Annotated in this window: 16 protein-coding genes and 2 pseudogenes; 3 read left to right on the top strand and 15 right to left on the bottom strand. The window is 42.8% G+C overall.

Annotated features, from left to right (window positions below; genetic code table 11):
• Nucleotides 1-121: 121 nt before the first annotated feature.
• Entirely contained in the window at nucleotides 122-1,123 is a 1,002-nt protein-coding gene (locus QNI08_RS19760) for an ABC transporter substrate-binding protein (RefSeq protein ID WP_285769096.1), read from the top strand.
• Nucleotides 1,124-1,333: 210 nt separating this feature from the next.
• Here QNI08_RS19760 and pbp4b read toward each other — a convergent pair.
• Nucleotides 1,334-2,709 (bottom strand): annotated as a pseudogene (pbp4b, locus tag QNI08_RS19765) (penicillin binding protein PBP4B).
• Between the two features lie 426 nt (nucleotides 2,710-3,135).
• Between pbp4b and QNI08_RS19770 the strand changes: the two are divergent.
• A pseudogene (locus QNI08_RS19770) lies at nucleotides 3,136-3,362 on the top strand (toxin C-terminal domain-containing protein); the annotation flags it as partial.
• 593 nt (nucleotides 3,363-3,955) lie between these two features.
• On the opposite strand, the gene gnd reads toward QNI08_RS19770, so the two are convergent.
• The 4 genes from gnd to QNI08_RS19790 form a co-directional block, all read right to left on the bottom strand.
• The gene (gene gnd / locus QNI08_RS19775; protein ID WP_285769097.1) at nucleotides 3,956-5,359 is read right to left on the bottom strand and encodes a decarboxylating NADP(+)-dependent phosphogluconate dehydrogenase; all 1,404 of its coding nucleotides are present in this window, start codon (nucleotides 5,357-5,359) and stop codon (nucleotides 3,956-3,958) included.
• Nucleotides 5,360-5,436: 77 nt separating this feature from the next.
• The gene (locus QNI08_RS19780) at nucleotides 5,437-6,783 is read right to left on the bottom strand and encodes a GntP family permease (protein WP_285769098.1); all 1,347 of its coding nucleotides are present in this window, start codon (nucleotides 6,781-6,783) and stop codon (nucleotides 5,437-5,439) included.
• Nucleotides 6,784-6,801: 18 nt separating this feature from the next.
• Nucleotides 6,802-8,346 carry a gluconokinase gene (gene gntK / locus QNI08_RS19785; RefSeq protein ID WP_285769099.1) on the bottom strand — a complete coding sequence of 515 codons (1,545 nt, stop codon included), beginning with the start codon at nucleotides 8,344-8,346 and terminating at the stop codon, nucleotides 6,802-6,804.
• Nucleotides 8,339-9,070 (bottom strand): GntR family transcriptional regulator, encoded by a 732-nt coding sequence (locus QNI08_RS19790; RefSeq protein ID WP_285769100.1) that lies wholly within the window; start codon nucleotides 9,068-9,070, stop codon nucleotides 8,339-8,341. Before QNI08_RS19790 ends, gntK begins: the two co-directional genes overlap by 8 nt.
• Before the next feature lie 1,194 nt (nucleotides 9,071-10,264).
• Here QNI08_RS19790 and QNI08_RS19795 point away from each other — a divergent pair.
• Nucleotides 10,265-10,696 carry a VOC family protein gene (locus QNI08_RS19795; protein ID WP_285769101.1) on the top strand — a complete coding sequence of 144 codons (432 nt, stop codon included), beginning with the start codon at nucleotides 10,265-10,267 and terminating at the stop codon, nucleotides 10,694-10,696.
• 137 nt (nucleotides 10,697-10,833) lie between these two features.
• Here QNI08_RS19795 and QNI08_RS19800 read toward each other — a convergent pair whose 3' ends face one another.
• From QNI08_RS19800 to QNI08_RS19845, 10 genes are all read right to left on the bottom strand, one after another.
• Nucleotides 10,834-13,563 (bottom strand): ATP-binding protein, encoded by a 2,730-nt coding sequence (locus tag QNI08_RS19800; protein ID WP_285769102.1) that lies wholly within the window; start codon nucleotides 13,561-13,563, stop codon nucleotides 10,834-10,836.
• Nucleotides 13,564-14,185: 622 nt separating this feature from the next.
• Nucleotides 14,186-15,055 (bottom strand): MurR/RpiR family transcriptional regulator, encoded by an 870-nt coding sequence (locus QNI08_RS19805; RefSeq protein ID WP_285769103.1) that lies wholly within the window; start codon nucleotides 15,053-15,055, stop codon nucleotides 14,186-14,188.
• A gap of 263 nt (nucleotides 15,056-15,318) precedes the next feature.
• Nucleotides 15,319-16,233 (bottom strand): DMT family transporter, encoded by a 915-nt coding sequence (locus QNI08_RS19810; protein ID WP_285769104.1) that lies wholly within the window; start codon nucleotides 16,231-16,233, stop codon nucleotides 15,319-15,321.
• A gap of 249 nt (nucleotides 16,234-16,482) precedes the next feature.
• A complete protein-coding gene (locus QNI08_RS19815) occupies nucleotides 16,483-17,859 on the bottom strand; it encodes an MFS transporter (protein ID WP_285769105.1) in 1,377 nt (458 codons plus the stop codon).
• A gap of 147 nt (nucleotides 17,860-18,006) precedes the next feature.
• A complete protein-coding gene (locus QNI08_RS19820; RefSeq protein WP_285769106.1) occupies nucleotides 18,007-19,398 on the bottom strand; it encodes a flavin monoamine oxidase family protein in 1,392 nt (463 codons plus the stop codon).
• Nucleotides 19,399-19,437: 39 nt separating this feature from the next.
• Entirely contained in the window at nucleotides 19,438-20,340 is a 903-nt protein-coding gene (dapA, locus tag QNI08_RS19825) for a 4-hydroxy-tetrahydrodipicolinate synthase (protein WP_285769107.1), read from the bottom strand.
• Nucleotides 20,341-20,424: 84 nt separating this feature from the next.
• Nucleotides 20,425-21,918 (bottom strand): aldehyde dehydrogenase family protein, encoded by a 1,494-nt coding sequence (locus QNI08_RS19830; protein ID WP_285769108.1) that lies wholly within the window; start codon nucleotides 21,916-21,918, stop codon nucleotides 20,425-20,427.
• Nucleotides 21,919-22,288: 370 nt separating this feature from the next.
• Complete coding sequence (locus QNI08_RS19835) at nucleotides 22,289-22,789, bottom strand: GNAT family N-acetyltransferase (protein WP_285769109.1); 501 nt, start codon at nucleotides 22,787-22,789, stop codon at nucleotides 22,289-22,291.
• A 176-nt stretch (nucleotides 22,790-22,965) separates the two neighbouring features.
• Nucleotides 22,966-23,859, bottom strand: coding sequence for a DMT family transporter (locus tag QNI08_RS19840; RefSeq protein WP_285769110.1), 894 nt, complete (start codon nucleotides 23,857-23,859; stop codon nucleotides 22,966-22,968).
• A gap of 269 nt (nucleotides 23,860-24,128) precedes the next feature.
• Nucleotides 24,129-25,424, bottom strand: a complete 1,296-nt coding sequence (locus tag QNI08_RS19845) for an MFS transporter (RefSeq protein ID WP_285769111.1) — start codon at nucleotides 25,422-25,424, stop codon at nucleotides 24,129-24,131.
• Nucleotides 25,425-25,458 lie beyond the last annotated feature (34 nt).

A 25,458-nucleotide genomic window follows, 5' to 3' on the forward strand; every position in this document is an offset into this window, starting at 1 on the left:
TCCAAGGGGAAAATCCCCAAAAATAACGATTGACAATGAGTGATTTCTATATTTAAATTAATTGAAATCGAGAATCATTATCATGCATAGATTATTTTATCATATCTTTAGGGGGATTTAAATGTATAACGTGATAAGCAAGAAAAAAATGCTGCAACTCTTAGGCGCTGGACTGCTAGCCATTTCCTTGGCTGCCTGTGGAAATGAAGAAGCGAAGGATAACCAATCTTCGACAAATAAAACAGAGCAAAACTCCAATAAAGATACCAAAGAAGAAGTGAAGACAAGAACATTAACGGATGCCATGGGACATAAAGTGGTGATTCCGGCCAAACCGAAGCGTGTCATCGCTTCATACCTTGAAGATAATCTTGTCACATTGGGCGTTAAACCGGTCGCGCAATGGAGTGTCAAAGACGGAGCAAGCGTTCAAGGGTATTTACAGGATGACCTTGACGGAATTCCTACCATTCCACACGACCTTCCATTCGAAGCCGTTCAAAAAATGAAACCGGACTTGATCATCATGGACTCTGCAAGCATGGTCGAAGGCGGGAAGTATGAGCAATATAATAAAATCGCCCCTACATATGTAATCGGTACCGAAGTGAACAATGACTGGCGCGATGAGCTTAAACGCGTTGGAGAAGTATTCGGCAAAGAAGATGAAGCCAAGAAGGCTCTAGACAAATACGAGGCAAAAGCAGCGGATGCTAAAAAAACGCTTGAAAAAGAAACGGACAATCCATCCGTGGCAGCTGTATGGCTAGTCGGCGGCAAGTTCTTCGTCGTTAGCGATAACCTATCCAGCGGAGCTGTCATGTATGATGATTTAGGATTGAAGGAACCGGGTGTTGTCAAGGAAATCTCCGCTAGTGCCACAGGAAACTGGAGTGCCATTTCATTAGAGAAGCTAGTGGAAATGGATGCCGATCACCTATTCTTAATCAATAGTGATAAATCCACCGGCTCGAAAGCACTTAATGAAGCACTATGGAAAAGCATCCCTGCTGTAAAATCAGGAAATGTTCACGAGTTTTCTGCCGACGAAAGCTGGTTATACACTGGGGCAATCGCTAACGAACAAATCATTGATAATGTGCTAAAAAGTTTAGTGAAATAATAATCAAGGCTATCACATCACGTGATAGCCTTGATTTTTTTATTGCTCGAACTCCGCAATTCGATTTTCATTGTTATAATCCGCACTTAGGAGATATATTCTGATTTTCGAAGATATATTTCATTTTTCGGAGATATATCTCGAATTTTCGTTGATATATCCCAAATTTCGTCGATATATTTAAATTTTTATCGATATATATCACTTTTTCTATTTTTTATCGCTCTGCAATGCTTCATAAATGGCGGTCATGACACTTCCGTAACTACCTGTTTTGAAGAGGTCCCCGAAGAACTGATTGCTATTGGCTGCAGGATTGACGAGCGGTGAATGCTTTTTATTCGTAAGCAAAACAATGCCTAGATCCTTTTCAGGATCAATGATCGTGACAGTTCCCGTCCAGCCTGTGTGACCGTAGGCACTCTCACTGGCATATGGACCGAACATCCACTCCATGCTTGCATCGCCATTTCGCCTCCAGCCAAGCCCATAGGTCGGATTCATCGCGGAAGGTGCAATGAATTCATTGATCGTTCCTTGATTAAAAAAAGCATGCTTGCCGTAGCCTCCGCCATTCAGCATTACCTGCAGCAGGACAGCGAGATCTTCGGTATTGGAAAAAAGACCTGCATGACCTGAAACACCTCCCATTGAATAAAATGCCTTTTCATCATGGACCTCCCCTTGAAGGGTGTATGTGCGAATGTTAGGAAAATCAATTACGCCATCCCGCGTGTTGCCAAGCAATTCAGTTGCAGCAAAATCCTTTGGCTTGAACCCCTTACGAAGGGGATTGAATTTTGTATGTTTCAGGTTAAGCGGCTTGTACAATTCATTTTCAACATACGTATCAAGCGGCTGACCCGTTATTTTTTCTATAATGGCACCGAGCAGCATATAGTCAACATCACTGTATACGTTCTGTGTTCCCGGAACGTAAGTCAGCTGCGTTTTCGATATGAACGAAATCGTTTTATTCCGCTCCTGAGAGTAAAGCTCCTTTGAAACGACTGGATTATGATATTGCGGATCCGGCTTGAACCCGGCTGTATGATGGAGAACATCGACGATCCTCAACGTATCCTTTCCCTTAATCACATCCGCTTCCGTGTCTTTGAATTCAGGAATATACTGCTGCACCCTTGCCTGGATATCGAGCTTGCCTTCACTCGCCAATTTTTGGAGCGCAAAATTGGTCGCATACATCTTCGTGTTTGATGCAAGGTCAAACATTGTATCGTTTTCCATTTTCTGAAACCGCTTAAGAGCCATATGCTCATCAAACTTCCGCTTGTACCCGTAGCTATCATGTTTTACGATTTTTCCGTCCTTGATGACAATCAGCGCAGCCCCAGGAAACCCAGCAGCCACCTCCATTTCAATCAACTGATCGACCTTTTTCAGCTTTTCCGACGAAAAGCCCGCATCCTCCGGTTTTTTTGCTTTTTCAGCACCGGATACGCCCTTCCCGCTTCCTTACTCACAGAAGTCTCTTGATCCGGTTTGGCTTGTGCATAGGATGTGAACGGTACAAATAAAAAAAACGCCAAAAATGAACTCAGTGTGCAGATTGTCCATTTTTTCATCATATTCCCCCTATCCAGAAAACTAAAGTCCTCTGGTCATAATGTAAGCGCCTTCATAAATAAACTCGCGATTATTTGCTTTTATTTTATATCATCCATCCAAAAATCTCCTAGTTAAAACCAGCCTATTTCAAAAGATGGCTCAAAAGTCATATATATATTTGAGTGTCTAAAATTAAACGTTCATCTCCACTCCAGGTGCGCGCTTTCCCCGCAGGAGTCTCGCTACAGTAATATTTCTCAAGGATAAACATTCAATAAAAAAGACCCCAAAGAAAGAAAATACAAAAAGCTTCTGAGTGTTATTCCTAAGTAAAGATGAACGAACCATGCAGTTTGCCTATTCACCCCACGCGTGTATAGAAAGCCTTCTTCTCTAGTTTAAAAAATGAATAGCTATATTTAACATGTTCAAAAACAGCAGCAGTGGCAAAATCCGCCGCAGAAGATTTAGGATACGTGCAACAAACTACCTTTCTCACGGCCAAAAAGTATTCAAACGAGGTAAAGGAAAAGGTCCAGCCTATTTAACTGTAGATAAAGATGGACACCACGGAGGCGTTTGGAAAGGCGCTAGTTCAGTCAAAAATTTAGGTAGTAAAAAAACTAGATCTGGTACTTATGATGCGGAACTAAGAAGAATAGGAGATTAAACAAGTGGTTAAAAATTGCGGATTTAAAACAAAAGTACTCTGAACAATTCAATAAATATTATGAAAATGAAGGCCTTTTCTAAATTCCGCCAAAATCTACTCTGTTATTGATGACTAAGTAGATTTTTTTCTCTACACCAAAATTACTTAGTAATACTGTAACAATGAATATAAATAATGGTGGAGTTGTATACCTTTCAGGTACAGGATGTGCATTAACTGGTGGTAGAAATAAAGTTTTACTAGGAGTGTCTATCCTTTAGACCACATGAATCTACAAGAACAAAGGTATTCCATTTGAATCAAAAGGTTGCCCTTTCTATTAACTCACCCCCTCGTTTTGAGGTGTGGGGTCAAGGCGGTGGTGAATTGCTGTAGTAAGAGGGCCAACCCCTTCCTAGCATGACTTAAATATAGTATGGTAGTAAAGTTTGTTTCCTAAATGGTCTGTGGTAACTTGATTTCACTTAAAAGGGCGATTTTTTTTGCATTTAATTTTTATAAAAAGGGTTATCCCTAAAAGTCATAATCATGACATTGGGGACAACCCTTTTATAAATCGACTCTTTAAGCCATTTTACTGACTGATTATATTACTGCCAGTCTGTGTGAAAGACCCCTGCCATGTCACGACGTTCATAGGTGTGTGCCCCGAAGTAATCACGCTGCGCCTGCAGAAGGTTCGCGTTCGAGATGCCCGTACGGTAACTATCGTAGTAAGAAAGGGAAGCACTTAAACATGGGAACGAGATGCCGGAGTTGATTCCCTCACTGACAACCTTCCGCATGCCTGCTTGATAGTCGGTGATTTTTTGGGCAAAGTATGGTGCCGTTAACAAATTCGCCAAATCTGGCTGATCTTGGTAGGCTTCGCTGATGACGTTCAAGAATTCGGCACGGATGATGCAGCCGCCGCGGAAAATCAATGCAATATCTTTTAAAGGCAGGTCCCATCCGTAAAGTTCCGAAGACATTTTATATTGGGTGAAGCCTTGCGCGTATGCACAAACCTTCCCCATATATAATGCTTGCCTAATATATTCGATCCACTCGTTTTTATCGAGCTCTTGCCCAACATTCCCAGGACCAGTCAGAATGTCTTCGGCACTCACCCGTTCCTCTTTTAGCGCGGACATGTAACGTGCAAACAAAGACTCTGTAATGATCGATGCCGGTATGCCATTATCGATCGCTTGCATGCTGGTCCATTTACCTGTGCCTTTTTGTCCTGCCTTATCAAGAATCACATCGATCAGCGGCAAGCCTGTCACTTCATCTTTTTTCCTTAGAATCTCGGCTGTTATTTCGATTAAATAACTTTTCAGTTCTCCTTGGTTCCATGTTTCAAAGATGTCAGCCATTTCATCCACTTCCAAATGCAGCTTTTCCCTTAAAAACGTGTAAGCTTCGGCGATTAATTGCATGTCTGCATACTCAATCCCGTTATGCACCATTTTCACGAAATGACCTGCTCCCTTTGGACCAATATACGTACAGCAAGGTTCCTCATTTACTTTGGCTGAGATTTTCGTCAAAATCGGCGCTACTTTTTCATAGGCGTCCTGATCGCCTCCTGGCATGATGGAAGGCCCCTTCAATGCCCCGACTTCCCCGCCAGAAACACCAATGCCTAAATAACTGATGCCTTTAGGTTTCAAGTCATCATATCTGCGTTCCGTATCCACATAATAGGAATTCCCCCCGTCCATGATGATATCGCCCTGTTCAAGATGAGGAAGCAATGAATCGATTACAGAGTCGATCGCCTTGCCCGCCGTCACCATCAGAAAAATTTTCCTTGGCGCTTCCAGTGACTGAACGAAGTCCTGGATTTCGTAATACGGATGGAGCGACTGCCCGTCCAGCTTGGCAATGAGCTGATCCGTTAAATCTCTTGTATAGTTATAGACGGCAACTTGTTCCCCTTTACTCGCCATATTTAAGGCGATATTGCTGCCCATTACCCCTAAACCAATGACACCAATTGAATTGAACATGATTTTTTCTCCTTTTATGTAAGAATAATAGGCAGTAAACCCTCCTATAAATCAAGGATTTACTGCCGGTAAAGACCTTATACAAATAAACTGATCAGTAGAATGAAGCCTAATCCAGCTACTGAAATGATCGTCTCAAGCAAGGTCCATGTTGCAAACGTCTCTTTCATGCTTAAACCAAAATACTCCTTGAACATCCAGAATCCGGCGTCGTTGACATGCGAGGCGATTAAGCTTCCCGCTCCTGTCGCAAGAACGACGAGTGCAAGGTTAACGTCGGTCTGACCTAACATCGGAATGACCAAGCCAGCTGTCGTCAAGGCCGCCACGGTGGCAGACCCCAAGGAAATGCGTAGGATGGCCGCAATGATCCAGGCAAGCAGGATCGGTGATAGCGATGTCCCTTTGAACAATTCCGCCACATAGTCACCTACACCGCCGTCGATCAATACTTGTTTGAAGGCTCCGCCGCCCCCGATGATCAAGAGCATCATGCCAATATGCAGGATGGCATTTGTACAGGAATCCATGATATCTTTCATCGGGATCTTTCTTGCCAATCCCATCGAATAGACTGCAAATAATAAGGAAAGAAGCATCGCAGTGCCAGCTTCGCCAATAAATCGGATCGCTGCCAATAAACCATTATCCTCTAAGCCCATCGTTTTTTGCAACAAAGTGATGAGCGTGGCAATCGACATTAAAATGACCGGAAGCAAGGCGGTGAATACACTGATCCCGAATCCAGGTGTGTCTTCCATTTTAAATGTTTTTTGTTCTCCTAAAGATGCAATGCTGCCCGTTTTCGTAAATGATGCAGGCACTAATTTTTTAGCGATCTTCGTGAATACCGGTCCAGCTATAATGACGGTCGGGACCGCAACGATGAAGCCATAAAGCAAGACCTGACCAAGATCTGCACCATACTCACCGGCAATGACGGTCGGTCCTGGATGAGGCGGTAAGAAACCGTGCGTTACGGATAACGCTGCAACCATCGGAATGCCCAGATACAATATCGATACCTTTAGTTCTCTTGAAATGGCAAATACGATCGGTATCAATAATACTAAGCCCACTTCAAAAAATAAAGCGATACCGATTATAAAGGATGCTGCGACGACTGCCCATTGAATGTTCTTTTCCCCGAATTTGTTAACAAGGGTCATGGCAATGCGCTGCGCGCCGCCCGAATCAGCGATCAACTTACCTAACATCGCGCCGAGTCCAAAGATCAATGCTAAATGACCAAGTGTTCCGCCTAATCCCGCTTCAATAGTCTTTACAATTTCCTCAAGCGGCATTCCCAGTGCTAAGGCGACTCCGAACGATACGACGATCAAGGAAATGAATGTATTTAATTTCAAGCCCATTATTAAGATCAATAACGCGACAATTCCTAAAGCGACAATAACTAATGGCATTGTATATCCCCCATGTGTTTACTTTGTAGCATGTATCAGGTTTCTTTGATAGTTCGCGATCTGTGTATATTCATTTTCCAATACTCTTGATAGATTAATGAATATCGGCAATATTTGCCTGTATTCCTTTACCGAAGCACCATTCGGTGTGTGCTTGTGGGTATTGCCAATCATTTCGGAAACGACCTCGAAGGAATCGATTTCCCCGGCAGCATATAAACCCAATATACAAGCCCCCAAGCATGAACTTTCGTAGCTTTCTGGAACGACGACCTCCGATTCGAAGATATCCGACATCATCTGCCGCCAAACCGCAGACCTGGCGAAGCCTCCCGTAGCCTGTATTCGGGTCACGGGACCCTCCATGCATTCGGTTAAGGCTAAAAATACCGTGTATAAATTGTAAATGACGCCTTCAAGGGCTGCCCGGATCATATGTTCTTTCTTATGTGAAAGTGTCAATCCAAAAAATGAGCCCCGTACATCCGGATTCCATAATGGCGCACGCTCACCGGCAAGATATGGATGGAATAGCAATCCATCGGCGCCTGGCCTTACACGTTCGGCAATTTTGGTTAACACTTCATAAGCGTCGATTCCGAGTCTTTTCGCCGTTTCCACCTCGGAAGAAGCAAATTCATCGCGAATCCAGCGAAGGACCATCCCTCCGTTGTTTACCGGACCGCCGATCACCCAGTGCTTTTCCGTTAATGCATAGCAAAAGATCCTTCCTTTTTCGTCCGTTTTCGGCTCGTCAATGATTGTCCGTATGGCACCGCTAGTTCCGATCGTGACAGCAATTTCTCCTTTTCGGATAGCGTTTACACCCAGGTTCGAAAGGACACCATCACTTGCTCCGATCACAAAAGGGGTTTGCGGATCAATCCCAAGCTGTCTCGCGATATCCGGGTCGCAATTGTTGAAGATCCTTGTTGTCGGTACGAGCTCGGATAATTGACTTCGTGTTATTCCCGCAATTCCTAGCGCCTTCTCATCCCAATCCAGGCTTTTGAGATTCATCATCCCCATCGATGAAGCAAGGGAAATATCGACGACATATTGATCAAACAGCCTTTTAAAGATATATTCCTTAATCCCGATATATTTTTTAGCTTTGGCCGCAATCTCTTTGCAATCATTCACGATCCAAGTGATCTTGGATAATGGTGACATCGGGTGAATGGGTGTCCCGGTCCGTTGGTACACCTCATGCCCACCCAATTTCTCTTTTATTATATGGGTCCAAGCTTCACTGCGGTTATCAGCCCAAGTGATGCAAGGGGTTAGCGGCTGGTCATGTTCATCCATCACGATTACACTATGCATTGCACTGCTAAATGATAAGAATGAAGGCTGTTTATCTGCATGCTGCTTCGTTAGCGTTGAAACGGCTTTCAAAACGGCCTGGAAAATCTCCTCTGGGTCTTGTTCCGCTGTTGTCATATCCGGCGTGTAAAGTGGATAACCCATATTCGCTTGCCCGATGACATCGCCTTTTTTCGTGAATAATACAGCTTTCGTGCTTGTTGTACCGATGTCTACACCTAACATATAGCTAGTCATTTTCTTGTCCGACTCCTTTTGAAAGCATCTGTTGGGCCATCCATAAATCTTCAACCTTCTCTTGAACATCATCGAAATTCACATGCAGCGACTTGATCATGAGTTCCCGATCTTTTGTCTTGATCGCATCGATATAAAGCTGATGATTATTTATGACCCTTGTAAAGTCCTCATATTTTTCTGAAATGCGATGGCGCATGGAAAGGAGGATCAAGCTTTCCATCACAGGCTTCAAGTTATCCCAGATCATCAGGATGTAGGAATGATTGATGGACCGAATGATCGTTTCATGGAACAGGACGTCCTGATAGGAAAACTCATCCGCATCGCTGTATTTTATCGAAATTTTCATCATTTCCAGAATCTTACTAAGTTCCATCACCAATTCATCCGTGGCTGCCCTCACCAAGCGCTCGAAAACAAATGTCTCGATGAGTATCCGTACATCATAGATTTCCGCATATTTTCTTTCTGTCAGCCCGATGACGACGGCCCCCATCCTCTCCAAACGGATGATATTTTCAGAGGCCAATATTTTTAACGCTTCACGGACCGGTGAGCGGCTGACGCCGAAATCCGCTGCTATTTTATTTTCCGATAAGATGGTACCGCTTTCAATCATGCCCGAAATAATGCGCATTCTAAGCTCCGATGTTACCCGATCACCAGCAGAAGCTTTTGAAAGCCACTTTACAGGATAAAGAAATTCCCTTGATTCTGCCATACATTCACCTTCTTATAGAGTTCAAGTACACTTGTATACAAGTATTATAATCAATATTTCGAAAAATGCAAGCGCTCTTTTTCTGGAGAACACTGGGCACTACTCCGCTCAACTGTGTGAATGGTACGTGGTGGGGCCGCTCCCCTTCTGTTGTATCTATCCCGTCGGAACAGTTTTATAGTGAGGGTAACATCCATTGTAAATATAGAATTATGTGGATCTATCAGACCGTCCGATTGTTCGTTTACAGAACGCCAACCATTTTATCCTTGCCCTCTAGTAGGTTTATATTTAACCATAAGACGCTTCCGTGTTCCACATTTGCTGTACTATCCATTAAATTATTTCGTTCCCCATTGGATCATCTAAAATCCCCATATGATTTTCCATATTTGGCTTATATTTCTCACGTAACGAAAGAAAATGTTTGCGTAATGCTTCCTGATCAACGGCAGCGAAACATCTTGAGGTATACGGATTCTTATAATAAAAGCGTCGCGAATTCTGCATTTTTCTACGAATCGGGACCTTTTAACTGTGAATTCGGATTTTTATCTACGATTCTTGGCCTTTTATCTGCGAATTTGGATTTTTATCTACGATTCTAGGCCTTTTATCTGCGAATTCGGTGATTTATCGATTTTTCGACAAAAAAGGACCTTTACTAGTAATCTCCATTATTATTTTTCTTTATTGTATTAAATATAGTTGAATATTTAGCTTCTTGCATTCACATAGCCCATTTACAAACGTTGGAGCCCTCCGTTCTTAAAGTCCGCCATCTAAACCATCAATTTTCACTCTCTACTATAATCTTTAAATAATTATTCCGTTTCTTCTACATTTTCCTCTTTAACAGGTTGCCCCTCTTTTCTATCCTTTTGAAACAAAAAGCACCTACTCTTATATAATTTGCCAGAATAAAAATCCCTGTATTTTCTATGCTATGTAGAAGTTTCAGGTTTTTTTTGAAATGACTGATCTAAATTCACCTTACGATTCCACACCTTTTCGCATACTCCGTAATATAGGGGAGAGAAATTGATCAACGATTTGCCTTTTTACTTTTGTGCAGCAATCGAGTCATTTAATCGAATAAGGATAACTAGAATTGGAATAGTCCAGTTTCCCCAAGCTCAATTTTGATGTATCATAAATAAGATGACCAGATTATTCCAAAGGAGGTGTTGTGTGATGTCAATTAGTTTGAACCCGTACTTGTTTTTTGACGGTAACACGAGAGAAGCGGTCCATTTTTACGAGAAAGCTCTTGGCGGGAAAGTAATGGGTATAATGACTTACGGAGATATGCCGGCTGACCCGAATCATCCGTTGACGGATGACATGAAGGATCGCGTTATGCATGCACACTTGAAAGTCGGTGAAGCCGATCTCATGTTCTCAGATACGTATGCAGACATGCCTTATCTGTCCGGCAATACGATTCAAATTGCCATCCATCCTAAAGAAGAGGCAATGGCGAGAGAAATCTTCGCCGCTTTGGAAGACGGCGGACAAGTCGTTATTCCCCTTCATAAGACGGATTTTAGCCCCTTGTACGGGATGGTAAAGGACAAGTTCGGGGTTCATTTCAATGTGAATGTCCCAGGTGAGCAGCCGCAGTAATAACAAACACACTTCCACTTCACCAACAAACAAAGCCTCCTGTCGCAAAATGGGCAGGAGGCTTGCTCTTATATGATTTTTATGTCCCTAATGGGTTGCTGTGCAAGGACTTGATTTTGCAAACCTACGTAACCCACTTACTTTGTCATCCAAACATGCATCACCGAAAACAGCTGTTCCAATTTCAATGGTTTGCTAATATAGTCTGACGCACCTGATTCCAGACATTTTTTCCGGTCATCTTTCATGGCCTTTGCAGTCAGGGAGATAATCGGAATATCCGAAAATTCTTTTATGTTACGAATCCGCTTCATCGTTTCGTACCCATCCATCTCAGGCATCATGATATCCATCAAAATGAGGTCTATCCCTTTATTTTCGTCCAGTACATCCAAGCATTCCAGGCCATTATTCGCAATGAGGATCTTCATCCCTTTACTTTCAAGAGCTCTTCTTAATGCAAAAATATTACGATGATCATCATCGGTAATCAGAACCGTCTTACCATAAAAAATATTACTTTCATCGGCTAAACCTTCATTGGACTTGGCATGTTCCACTTCCGGCTCTGCCGTTATGGCTGAATTGGCCTGTTCAAGAGTTGCTGCTACTTCTGCCGATGCTTCTATAAATGTTTCACGAGAGATACTGTCTCCGGTAATACTCGGAATGAGAAGGGCGAACGTACTTCCTTTTCCTTCTTCACTATCGAGCTGGATTCTGCCTCCTAAAATTTTTGCAAATTCAGTGCTGATGGACAACCCTAGACCTGTACCGCCATATTTTCTACTCGTAGCTCCTTCTCCTTGTTGGAATGCTTCAAAGATCAGTGCATGTGTTTCTTTTGGAATGCCGATTCCCGTATCCGTAACCGAAATCTCCAGCCAATAATCGACACCCGTGTAGTTCACGTTCGTCAGCACTTTCTTGATTTGGACGGATACAGAACCCTTCGCAGTGAACTTGAAGGCATTCGAAAGCAGATTTTTAATGATTTGCTGGAAACGCTTCTCATCGGTTTGGAATATGGTCGGTACGTCCGGGCTCATATTTATATGAAAATGAAGGCCCTTCTGGTTCGCAATATGTGAAAAATTCCTCTCTAAACTGGCAGGAAGTTCACTTATATTCACTTCACTTAGCGTAAGCTCAAGCTTTCCAGCTTCAACTTTTGAAAGATCTAGAATATCATTGATCAAGTTTAACAAGTCTTGCCCAGAAGAATGAATGACTCCAGCAAACTCTAATTCTTCTTCTGATAGAGAACGAGTGCTATTTTCAATAAGCATCTCAGATAGGATCAGAATACTATTTAGCGGAGTGCGCAGTTCATGAGACATGTTCGCCAAAAATTCCGATTTGTATTTAGAACTAATCGTAAGCTGTTTCGCCTTCTCTTCAAGATCTTTTTTTGCGCTTTCAAGATCTCTTGACTTTTCTTCCGCTTCTTGTGAACGATTTTTTAGCTGCTCATTGATCATTTGTAATTCTTCTGACTGCATCTGCAGTTCCTCAGACTGACTCTGCAATTCTTCGGATTGTGCCTGAAGTTCTTCGGTCATCGCCTGAGATTCAGTTAATAATCGTGCAATCTCCATGCGATCGATGACACTATTGATGGTTAGCCCGAATGTTTCAAGTACAGTATCTATAAAAGCGATATGCTGCTCCGTAAATTCATTAAGGCTCGCAAGTTCAAATACGGCGATGACTTCCTCTTCATGAATGATTGGAGCAATCAGAATGCTGCTCGGCCTTGCTTCTCCCAATCCAGAAGAAATCAACTGATAGTCTGCTTCCATTCCATTGATCACTTGCATCCGTTTTTCAAGTGCACATTGGCCGATCAAGCCTTGTCCGAGATTGAAACTCTCTCTTCCTGCATCATTCTCCGAATCTGCAAAGGAAGCCATTTTTACAAACCTAGTTCCTTTCCCTTTTCCTTCTTTACTATAAAAAGCTCCAAATGATGATCCCGTTATTTTAGCGGCACCGGATAGAAATGTCTCCGCAAGGTTCTCCACTGAGGATATGCCTTGGGCCTTACTAACGACTTTTGTAACATTCGTTTGCAGCCAATCCCGTTCTTCAAATGAATTCAGAAGTTCGTTCGTCGCTTCTCCAAGATCCCGAATCTCATCGTTGGTCTTAACGTGAATCCGCCCGCTCAAGTCACTGCCGTTTGCCATTGCACGAATGCTTGCCACAACCGCTTTTAACGTTTTGAGGATGGATCCGGAAATTATCATCGCGAGGACAACAGAGGCAATGATGACGAAGGCTAACATGCTAAAGAGACCAATTTTCAGATACTGGTTTTGATCGTTCAAACTCTCCGCACGTTGTTCCGTGAGCGCTTTTTCCTTGTTTCGGAAGGTTTCAAATTGGATCAAGACGTTATCGATCTCTTCTTTTCCCCGTTCTTCTTTAAAAAATTCGCGAATACCCGCTGTATCGTTCTGCTCCTTAAGTTTAATGAACGGATCACCTGCGACCGCTACCCATCGCTTGATGTTTTCATTAATCGAATCAAGTTTTTTTTGCTGTTTCGGATTGTCGGATAGAAGCTCCCTAAGTGCATTGTAGTCTCCTGTCAATTGGGAACGCATTTCATTATACGGCTCTAAATAGCTCTGCTCTCCCGTAATGATATATGCCCTCTGGTCCGATTCCAGCTTTAAAAGATCTTTTTCAATTCGGTTTGTGATATCCCTAACCGCGAAATCATGCTCGACGATAAAGTTCCTTTCCGTGTTCATCGTATCTAACTGTTTCGTTACAGCCCAAATAGACGCAATTAAACAAATAATCACGATAATATAGCCAGTAATAATCTTCTGGCGTATCCCAAATCTAAAATTATTCATCGACGCTTGCCTGCCTTTTTTTTACAAAATTATTTCCTTTAATTATAATATGTTCTGCAAGATATAGATAGCTCTTAGTTTCATAGTCGGACAATCACTGCACTTATTCGAAGGATTATTTAAACACTCCCATTAGGCTTGGTGTCAGGATTCAAGCTGTAGCACGGACTTTGTATGCCCCTGTTAAACATGATCGCTTTAAAACTTTACTTCGCTAAATTAAAATCCGGACGTTCTCATCGGCAAGAACTATATGCCTGTCTTTCTATGAAACTGGATGTATGAAGTTTCCCTTTCATCAACTAGAAAAAACCTCCCGTAAGTAAATCGTGAGAGGCCTCAACTTTAAAGATATTCGCATGTTTGGTGAATTTTCAACGAAGGTGGCTCATTATGCCTTCAGCAGCTTAATGTTCCAAGAGACAATTACATAAAACATTGGTCTCTCAAGAGTTGGACCAGATAAATAGGGTCCACATCAATATTTACATGTAACAATGCCTTTTCAAAAGTATCCATGGAAACGGAAGGATTAGCTCCTCGTACAGATGCAGTTTTCGCCCTTTTATTGATTTTTGTCAATCACTATTCAATTCTCCATTTTTTCCAGACGGATCATGTTTTAATACGTAAACGTTATATTCTTTTCTATAAGGGTTTTTTCAAGTCTTTTTAATTTTTGGATGGATTCCTCAGATGATCTTTTACCGATTTCGATTACCAATGCATCGATTAAAGCCATAATCGGGATGACTGAAAATTGTTCTTCACTGACCTCCACCTTCATTGTGACAGATGCATATGTAATAATTGGACATGAGATATGATCCGTTATCAATATAATTTTGTGGCCAAGTTCATAGGTCAGCTTAACAGCTTCGATCACCCGATTAGTGTACGGTTCGAACGCAAACACCACTAACGTTTCATCCTTCTCGAATTGCAAGATCCTATCGTAAATCACTTCAGTATCATGGCCTAGTTGCCTTATCTTAGGATAAAACTCCCCAAGCAGCAGTTCGAAATATAGCGCGGTCGCTTTATACGGTCTAGTACCCAAAATATTGATATAACTTGAGTTTACAATGCAATCAATTGCCTTTTCGAAGCTTTCCAGTAATGTGGGATTTAAAGATTTATTTAATAAATGGACCGATTCTTTCCATACCTGGACTAGAGTCGGAACCTTCCCTCCTTCTTGTTGTATTTCCGTAAACGACCTCTTCAATGCCCATTTCGAGACGGAAGGCACTGATTCATCATACATATCTTTTCGTAGGTCGTTAAAATTTTCATACCCTAAGGCATTTATCGTACGCATGACAGTCGAAATTCCTACATTAGCATGATTGGCCAGCTCTTTGATGGTTATCAAGCCCATTGATTGATAATTCTTCAAAATATAATCGCATAACTGTCTTTGTTTTTTGGGCAAAGAATCTTTAACATCAACTATTTTAGTAATGGTTGTTGTTTGATTATATAAACTCATTCAAATCCCCTTTTCACATTCTTTTATAGCTTATCCGCCTAAATTGATTCATCTTTGGTCCATTATATCTTATATTCAAAAAATGGGAGGATTTCAAAGGACCCTTCCGTAGGATGCAAGCTCGTATTAGATATGATTGTTCACTTTAATCACCGACGAATCGTTATATATTAAAAGGCATGAGCCCGTCGGATTACCGGATTCATGCCTTAAGTGTGGTCTAACTTATTATGGGGATTGCGGAATGGACCTGTCAAAACCATTCATCCTTGTATGTTTATACCTTTCTTAATCTTGGAGCGCCCTCCGGCGACAAGAATTGCCGAATACAAAACCAAAGCGATCCCTAACACCTGCCATCCCCGCAGTTGTTCCCCAAGGAAAAGCACTCCAGTTACGACTGCAACGATGGGTTCTATCGTAGCTAAAATGGAAGCCTTACTAGCTTCTAAATGCTTTAGGCCTGAAGTGTACAAAACAAAAGCCGCTACCGTCGATACCAACGCTAACAATACGGCTGATATCCAAACATCCGCCTCTTGAAATTCATCAGTCTTTCTTATTATGTCGCTTGTCAATAACATGAAAATGCTCGTATAAAAAAATGTGTACGTGGTAATGGTCAACGCAGAATAACGCTTCGTTACAGGTTTACCGAAAATACTGTACAATGCATAGCAAAAGCCGGATAAAATCCCCATTAACAACGTGTTCCAAGGGATACTATCTTGCCCGAATGGCAAAAGCCCTACAACAAATGCGCAACCTGTAATGGCAAGAGCAAGTGCCCAGCCTTTTCTAATGGTCAATGGCTCTTTAAAAAAGAGCCGAGATAGGATGGTTACAAACAAGGGACCTGTATATAGAAGTGTGACTGCAAGCGATAGACTCGATTGCGAAAAAACCTCAAAGTAAAAAAAATTGAATAAGGCAATACTAAAGATGCCCGCCCCAGCGAAAAAGATTTGGTCTTTTAATCTGGTACGTAACTGCTTACGATAAAAAATTGCCATAATTAAAATCAAGATCACAAAGGTGAAGACACCCCGAATGGCCACTACGTCCCAAGCGGTGAAGCCGTGAGAATACAAGGGGGCAATAAATAAACCTATAAGCCCCCAGCATGCCGCACCAGCAATTGTAATCAAGTAAACTCTCAGGTCCGACCGTATTTTCATATCCTCCCTCCCTTCTTTTAAAGATTGATTTCATCGACCGATTTCCATTAAATATTGAAACCATCCAGCGTAAGCAAGATGAAAGCCACCTATCCGCAAAAGGAAGATGACTTTACATCCATTAAAATGATCGATCTATTGCTTATACGCTGCAACGAATCGATTTTCCTCTTTTACGCCCTATATAGTGGAAAAACCAGCCGTTAAAAGGTGCGGATATGGGCTCGTCCAAACACGTTTTCGCTTTTTCTAATTAATATTTTTTTGAGATACGAAGCTGTCATGTCCTTTATTTCTGGTTTTGTTGATGGTGCTGGTTTGTATTAAACTCATATTCTTGGTTTCCGGGGCCATGAAAAGAGAGACTAAAAACCCAATGAAAAACAAAGCACCACAAATGTACAACGTAGCTGCCAAACCAAAGGTATCTAAAATGAATGGAAAGAAAAAGGTACTAATGGCAGAGGCAAGACGGGTTACGCCTGTTATAAAGCCCATTGCCGTCCCCCGGATATGGGTGGGGAAAAGCTCGTTAGGATAAATCCAATCATGAGCTCCCATTGCAGTGTTAAACGTACCATATATGATAAAAAGAACTAAGATGAAAACAAACGATGTATGTAGCCCAGAGGTTGCTCCCAGTACGAATAAAGAAATGGAAGATACAAAAAACGGAACAATGAGTGTAGGCCTTCTTCCGTATTTTTCGATCAAGTAAAGAGCAGGAAGCAAGCCGACAAGATAAATAATATTTATCACTGCAGCCCCCAGATATTCCCTCGTTCCATTGGCGAACCCAAATTGTGCAAGGATCTCAGGGATATAGGTTCCTATCCCAAATGTAGGAATAACTTGAAGCGACCAGAAAGCCGAGACGAAAAATATCCATTTTCCATAACCATTTCGGAACATATCGAGAAAGGAGGTTCTCTCCTTAGTCTCTGGTTCGCGGGACATGATGACATGATCACCGAATATTTTCTGAACGATGGCGTTTGCTTCTTTTTCTCTTCCTTTGCTAGCCAGCCATAGAGGGGATTCCGGCATGTTCAAACGTGCGACAAGCATGATGATCACTGGAATCGCACTGCTTAGAAGCATCCATCTCCAGCTCGCATCGCCTATGGATAACAAAAAGTAACCGGCCAAGTAGGAACTGGCATAACCGACAAACCAGAGTCCATTAAGCCCGCCAAGCAAGGAACCACGATTTCTTTTCGGGGAAAATTCCGCCATCATGGCTCCTGCAATTGGGTAATCTGCTCCTATTGCAATTCCTAAAATAAATCGTAAAATGACTAACTGAATGGGATCGTTGATAAAAAACTGAAGAATCGAAACAACAGCCATGATGAGCATATCGATGACGAACATTTTCTTCCTGCCAATTAGGTCTGTAAGATAGCCCCCTATTACCCCACCAACAAACATCCCCGCAAGGGTTGCCATTCCAATCGAACCCATCATGGTTAGAGACATATCGAATTGGGACTGCATGACGGAAAGCGCAACCGCGATGATTCCGATGATATACCCATCGATGAATGTACTCCCGCTGGCGTAGGCAAACATTTTATAATGGAATCTACTTAAAGGCAGTTCATCCATTGTACGGACTTTATTCATAAATTCCCCCCTATTATCAAAAGAATTTCACTTCGGTTCATCAGGTCGAACTAGCGAAATATCACTTTGGTTGATAACGCTTGCATTTTTATGCCGGTTCATACCAATGAAGGAGTTCACCTGGTTTTCTCGGCATTATCACAGTACTTAATTGGATACTGCCGTCTTGAATTTCTTTTCCTTTTGGGATGCAGGGACCTCGAAATCCAGGAAGCTATTGATGCTCTGGGCTGCAGTGAATCCTGTTTGAATGGCCGTTTCCGTATAATAGGAGCCTAAATAATCACCTGCCAAAAATAATCGACCCGCAGATTTTGTCAAAATAGGTTGTATTTCGGCACGGCCTGGGAAAATATAGGCTGATCCGTACGGGAATTTTTCTACATGTGCCTCCACTACATGCTCACTAAAGCCAGGAAATACTTCATTTAAATCTTTCAAATAGATTTGAAGGATTTCCTCTTCCGATTTATCAATTAGCCGGCGCCCGCTTTCCCCCGGCGAAAATGTCATGAGACTGCTGCCTGGCTGTCTTTCGGTTTCTATTGAACGGACTAGATTGGATTGATGAAGAATAATGTCAAAGGACCTTTTAGGCGTTGCAAATGAATATACATCATCCCAAACCTGAGGGGCTGTTTCATTGGTTAAAAATGCTGCACTGACATGCGGACCATATTTAATCTTACCAAGAGCGTCTGCAAGTTCCGGGTCAATGTTTTTCGCTATGTTTTTTGTAATCGTGGCAGGGGTCGCGAGTACGGCATAACGTGCTTCCACCACATGCTTCACGCCATCTTGCGTATAACTCACAACAACAGAGTCCTCTTTCTGAAGAACTTCTGAAACGATTGCCTTCAGTTGGACCCGTTCCCCTAATGTTGTGGCGATCGTGTTTGTAAGCGTTGATGCTCCCCCGACAATATTTCTCCCTAACCCATCGTCTTTGTTCCATACCGTGTGGAAATATCCTACACCTGATCCTGCAGTCATTGTCTCGGGACTGCCAGTCGAACGGCTGACAGTAGGTCTAAAAATGGCATCAGCATCTGGCGGCAATACTCCAGTGAATTGGGCAAAGGTTCGATCTCCCATAAATTCTAAAATCCGCTGTTGTCGAGCTCTATAATCCTCTCCCGGACGTTTTTTTGCCATTTTTCCATACTTGATGACAGCTGCACGCACTTTCGCGCCTGCACGGATCATGGCCAATCTAGCTTTCCATGACATCGGGGCCCGAAATGGATACAGCTCGACCGGACCATCTAAAAGCAGCTTCCCATTCAACGACATGGCAGTAAGAATTCCAGGGACAGGTAATGCCGTTATTCCTACAGATTGAAATAATTCATCCGTCGCTGAACCAGCTCCGGCATATAGGTGTCCGCCCCAATTTAACCAATAATCCCCTCGGCGCTCAGATCGTACACGCCCGCCAATACGGTCATCGGATTCCAAAAGTACGATGTCATGGTGTTTAAGGCGCCAGGCAGCAGACAAACCAGCCAGTCCACCGCCTATTATAATTACATCCTTCATTGGATTTCCTCCCAGCCCTTGTATAATGATCATTCTCCATTAAAGTTGTTCCAATTTTAGTTCCCCTAATTCAGTTAATATCGACTCAATTCTTGACTTGAACTTATCGGTGGCAGGCACTAACGGCACTCTGCTTGGTCCCCCTGATAATCCTAGTACTTCCAAGCCTGCCTTTACCGTCCCCGGAATCGTTTCTTCTTCAATAGCATTATATAAATCTAGCAGTTCCTGATTTAATTTAGTGGCTTCTTTTAAGTTGTTTTCATTTACGATCAAATCATATAGTTTTGCCATTTTTTTCGGAGCCAGGTTGTGGACCACTCCAACGGCACCCTGTCCTCCTAAAGCCAATGTAGGTAAGATTAAATGCTCAAACCCGGTAAGCACCGCGAAGTTTCGGTTGTCTTTAGTCAATGCAATAAGCTTCGAAGTATGCTGTCCATCAGCAGTATTTTTAATGCCGACGATTCCATCGATTTGACTTAATTCATTAATTAACTCTGGATCAAGTTCGACACCTGTTGCCTCTGGATAATGATAGATTACAATTCCAATGCTCGAGTTTTCTGCCACTGCCTTGTAATGATCAATAATCCCTTGTCTACTGGTAGACATATAATAAGGATTAATGACCAGGGCACAATCTGCACCAACTTCAGCTGCGTATTTAGTAAGTTCAAGCGTATCCTCTGTTCGATGGCATCCTGTACCGGCCATGACAGGCAATCTTCCGTTTGCTGTTTCACATACGAATTTAATCACTGCTTTTCGTTCTTCCATGCTCATTAGTGAGTACTCTCCCGTACTCCCTCCCACTAACAGGCAGTCCATCCCTCCATCTATCAAATGATCTATCAGTCGTTCAAGCCCCTTATAGTCAATACTCGTATCCTCGTTCATTGGTGTTGGTAAAGCTGGGATCATTCCAAATGGTTTATACATATTCATCCTCCTCATTAAAGTTAGTAACCGGATCACTGCCGAATGATGGCTTCATAGCATTCATCTAAAATGGTTATGCGCCCTTTACTTTCGTTTCATATTCACATACACGCTTTTCACTTCCGTGTAATTCTCTAAGCCATACTCCCCGCCCATTTCGCGTCCAATACCGGATTGCTTGTATCCGCCGAAGGGCATGGACTCCCACTCAAGGCCAACGTCATTGATCCAAACCGTTCCTGCTTGGAGCTTACGGGAAATGTAGTGACCCGTTTTAATATTCTCTGTCCAAACACTGGCTGCCAAACCATAATCGCTATCATTTGCTCTTCTAATGACTTCTTCAACCGTATCAAAGACCAAAACCGACATGACCGGACCGAAGATTTCCTCACGCGCAATGGTCATGTCATCTTCTACATCCGCAAATATCGCTGGTTGAACAAAATAGCCTGTTTCGAATGCTTTTCCGTCTCCCGTAACAAGGCGTGCGCCTTCTTTTTTCCCTTGCTCGATGTAGCCAAGAACCGTTTGTTGCTGTTTTGCCGAGACGAGAGGACCCATATCCGTTTCCGGATCCATTCCCGGGCCAAGTTTCAACATATTCACACGTTCTGCCAATGCCTGCACTACCTGCTCGTAATGTTTACGATGAACATAGATGCGTGTACAAGCACTGCAGTTTTGTCCATGGTTGTACATCGTGCCATTGAATGCCCCTTCAATCGCTTCTTCCAGATCGGCATCCTCAAGGATGATTGCAGGTGATTTACCGCCTAGTTCGAGCGTGACTCCTTTGATTTGATCTGCCGCTTTCTTCATGACTTCTTTTCCGACAGCAGTCGATCCAGTGAACGACAATCTGTCCACCAGCTTATGAGTGATGATCGCTTCTCCAGCAACTCGGCCCGATCCAGGTACGATATTTACGACACCGTCTGGAAAACCCGCTTCCTTGAACAGCGCTGCTATATAAAGTAGGGAAAGCGGTGTTTCACTTGCCGGTTTAATCACGACCGTACACCCGACAGCCAGGGCCGATCCCAGCTTCCAGGCAGCCATCAAAAGGGGAAAGTTCCAAGGAATGATCTGGCCTACGACCCCGACAGGTTCATGCACAGTGTAATTCACATATTCCGGTGATACCTGTGTCGTTTTTCCTTGTATTTTCGTTGCGAAACCGGAATAATACCTGAAGTGCTGAACGGATCCATCCACATCATCTGTCAACGCGACTTTATATGGCTTACCGTTATCAAGGGACTCGAGCTGCGCGAGCTCTTCACGATTATCTTCCAGAAGATTCGCGAACGTATAAAGCAGGTGTGAGCGTGTAGCCGCTTTCATTTCCGGCCAATCGCCTTCATCGAATGCTTTTCTCGCAGCTTGCACGGCCAGATTGATATCTTCGGTTTGTGCTTCGCTAACCTGTGCGATTACTTCTTCGGTAGCTGGGTTAATGACATCGAATGTTTTCCCACTACCTGCTGGTACATATTCCCCGTTAATGTAAAGACCAATGGAACCATTCAAAAAACTTTTCACTTTCGGTTTTAATTCGTAATCAGTTGCCTCCATTTTATTTATCTCTCCTCCTAAATTTTTCACTGCTTTTTTGAAATGATAAATAACTGAATCTTTCAAATTATTTATTAAAACAAATATTACCAACAAAATGAATCTTTGTAAACCATTTTTTAAAAAAGGGAATATATTTATTCATTTTTTGATATTTTTACCTATGAAATCCCGTAATCGAGCATTAATACCCGTCACCCACCCTGAACTATTTTGATTTCCCGGTGAAAACTGAAGGATGAAGTTCCCTTTTTGGCACATAAAAAAGCCTCCCACAGGAAATATGGGAGGCAAAACTATGCTGGATTCACCTATTTTTTGAGCTAAGGAATTCAATGACTACAGGCGGTCCGCAACGATAGTTACAGTTCTACCTGGCACTTCCTTCTCTAATTTTGACCAAGTTAAACCAGCTGACTCCGCCATGTTTCGATTCAGATAGGCCATGGCTAACAAACCCCAATTTTTCATAGAAAGGAACCAGTTCCTGTTTACAGGTCAAAGTGATTCCCTTCCTATCACGTTCTTCTGCAAGTGATTCCATTTTCTCCAGTAAAGTCTTCGCAATTCCTTGCTGTCTGGCATTCTTGGACACAGCTAGCCCGAGGATGCTCTGATAGCCTCCTGTTTTCGGATTTTCTTTGATTTCCTCAAAAAGATCATCCGTTATATAAGGCTGATCAATGATGGGACCATTAATATAACCAAGGATTTCCCCTTCCTTTTCTGCCACGATAAAGGTGTCGGAGATCAGCTTGATCCTGTCCACAAATGCTTCCTTTGTGGCGGCTTCTTCCATGGAAAACCCCTCATTCTCAATAAGTAAAAGCTGTTCTAAATCTGCAGCTTGAACATTTCTTAAAAAAAGCATCCTGTCTAAAACCCCTTTCCGAACCGGATTGATTTGCATGAATTTTACGAGTAAACAATATTTTATCTAGAAAGGTTTCATTGATGGATAGCGGACATATCGTACCACACGGTAAACCCGGCCTTTTACTTGAACGGGATAAAAGGCAGGGAGGAAGTTCCCCCACTGCCCTATTTTCATTTCGTTAAGATCTTCGCATAAACTTTACGGACATGAATGAAATTATATTCACTTACAAAGGTTGAGCCTAACAGGAGTGTGCCGCCAAAGATTTGAACGGTTGTCATATTTTCTTGTAGTAATGCAGCCGATATCAGGATCGCTACAAATGGATCCACATAGCTTAGCATGGCCATGCTTTGCCCTTTTAAATTTTCCATTCCGGAAAAAAACAACCAAAAACCAATACCTGTGTTAACAACCCCTAAGAGCAGCACAAACGGAAGGGAAGTCCTTGGTGCTTCCAAGATACCCAACCCCTCTGTAAAAAATACATAAGGCAAGAGCAGGAAGGCAGTGGTGCCAAGCTGAATGATGGTAATCTCCAACATGTCGATGCCTTTAATGAATTTATTCAATAACATTAAGGCGGCGTAAAATGCAGCCGCGATCAGCCCGAAAAGAATCCCAAGCAGATCTTCTCTGCCTGAGGCGCCAATACCGTTTCCGATAATCAATAACATACCGACTATCGCTACGCCAATGCAAACCACTTTTTTGATTGGCAATCGCTCTTTCAGTATGAATGGCGAGAGAACCATGACAAAGACTGGTGCAAAATAATAACCCAATGTTGCATTCGCAAGTGTTGTGTGTTCATAGGATTGATAAAGAAAAATCCAATTCCCTCCCAAAGCGAACGCGGAAAGAAACAGGGGAAGAGCATTGCCCTTTACGAATTTCCAAGGAATGGGCTTCCTCATCATTACAAATACGAACACTAAAAAAAGACACCCGATCGAACTGCTCAGCAAAGCTGTTTCACTCGAGGATAAATCAATGAATTTTACAACTAAACCGATCGTACCAAAGATGATCATTGATAAGATAAACTGAATGCTAGATTTCATCGTCTACTCCTTCGAATCTGCGAAACAGCTTATATATTTCGCAGATTCTTAATCTGTTTTATATATAAGCAAATACAGCTGAGTAAACGGTGGCGGCGGTGATGTCGAAACTGGCTTTGTAAGGTATGGATTTTCACATGATTTTGGCATCATGAACCTCCTATTATGCAAGAATGATAGTTTTAAGCATAATGCTTTGGTTAAACAATGGGAAGGGATATCTTTTTTTATTTTTTGTCAATATGCTGAAGTCCTGAAGAAGTTTTTTCCTATCGACCGCTACCTGCCCAAAGGACAAACGGAATGAGCAGTAAGGCAAGCACGGCACCAGCAATCGATAACGTTGCATAGCTGGAATGGACTACAACCATTCCCGATAAGCCTCCGCCCAATGCGCCCGACAATGCAATCAAAACATCTACAGAACCCTGTGTCTTAGCCCGGGTGGATGGAGTGGTGGCATCCACAAGAATGGCTGTGCCACTAATCAGACCGAAATTCCAGCCTAGCCCAAGCAAGGCAAGTGCAATGATGAGCACCATCATCGAATCAGCAGGTCCAAGAGCAGCTAAGATGCCGGCAATAAGTAACGTAAGGGCAGAAGCAATCGCCATAACGCCACGGCCCATTTTATCAACAAGAAAACCGGTCACCAACGAAGGCAAAAACATGGCACCGATATGGAATCCGATGACAAGCCCCACTTCATTTAACCCGTGACCATGGTGGCCCATATGTATGGGTGTTATCGTCATGATGGCAATCATGACGAATTGGGTTAAAACCATTACTGCAGCTCCTGCATAAATGCCCCGCCTGTTTGCCGATAGCAAATCGGCCTTTCCATTCAAAGGTGAATCACTGCTTCCTTTTTGAGCAGCTGCAATTGCTTTTGCAACAATGAAGGGGTCAGGACGAAGCAGCATGAATAAAACGAAGCCTGCAAGTAGATAAGCTATCGCAGCTAATATGAATGGACCAGCTAAAGCTGGAATTCCAATTGATACAGCAAACTCCCCCATGACATCCACCAGGTTCGGTCCTGCCACGGCACCGAATGTCGTCGAAACCATGGCCATGCTGATCGCTTTTGCCCTTTGGGTCGAGTTTGCCAAGTCCGTTCCTGCGTATCGTGCTTGCAAGTTTGTCGCCGTCCCGGCGCCGTAGATAAGCAGTGATGCAAATAACAGCACGATGCTATTTGTTAAAGCTGCGATCACCACGCCAACGGCACCGATGCCTCCTGCAAAAAATCCCGCCGCAAGTCCTGGACGGCGTCCGAAGCGCTGGGACAGACGCCCCACTAGCAGCGCAGCCCCCGCTGACCCTAACGTGAATAACGCCGTAGGAATTCCCGTCACACTATCTGTACCCAGCATATCCTGTGCCAGCAATGCCCCAACTGTCACCCCCGCTGCAAGTCCTGCTCCGCCAAAAATTTGGGATATGACAACAACCAGTAACGTTCGTTTGTATAATTGTTGTTGTTTTTCAGGAGAATCAATATAGCTTTGCAACCTATTCGATTGGCCTTTCAACTCTTTTACACTATTTTGCAATATCATCTAACCTCTCTTTCCAAAATGCTGATTCTATTCT

Origin of the sequence: Peribacillus folii (assembly GCF_030271255.1) — a bacterium.
Taxonomy (GTDB): Bacteria; Bacillota; Bacilli; order Bacillales; family DSM-1321; genus Peribacillus.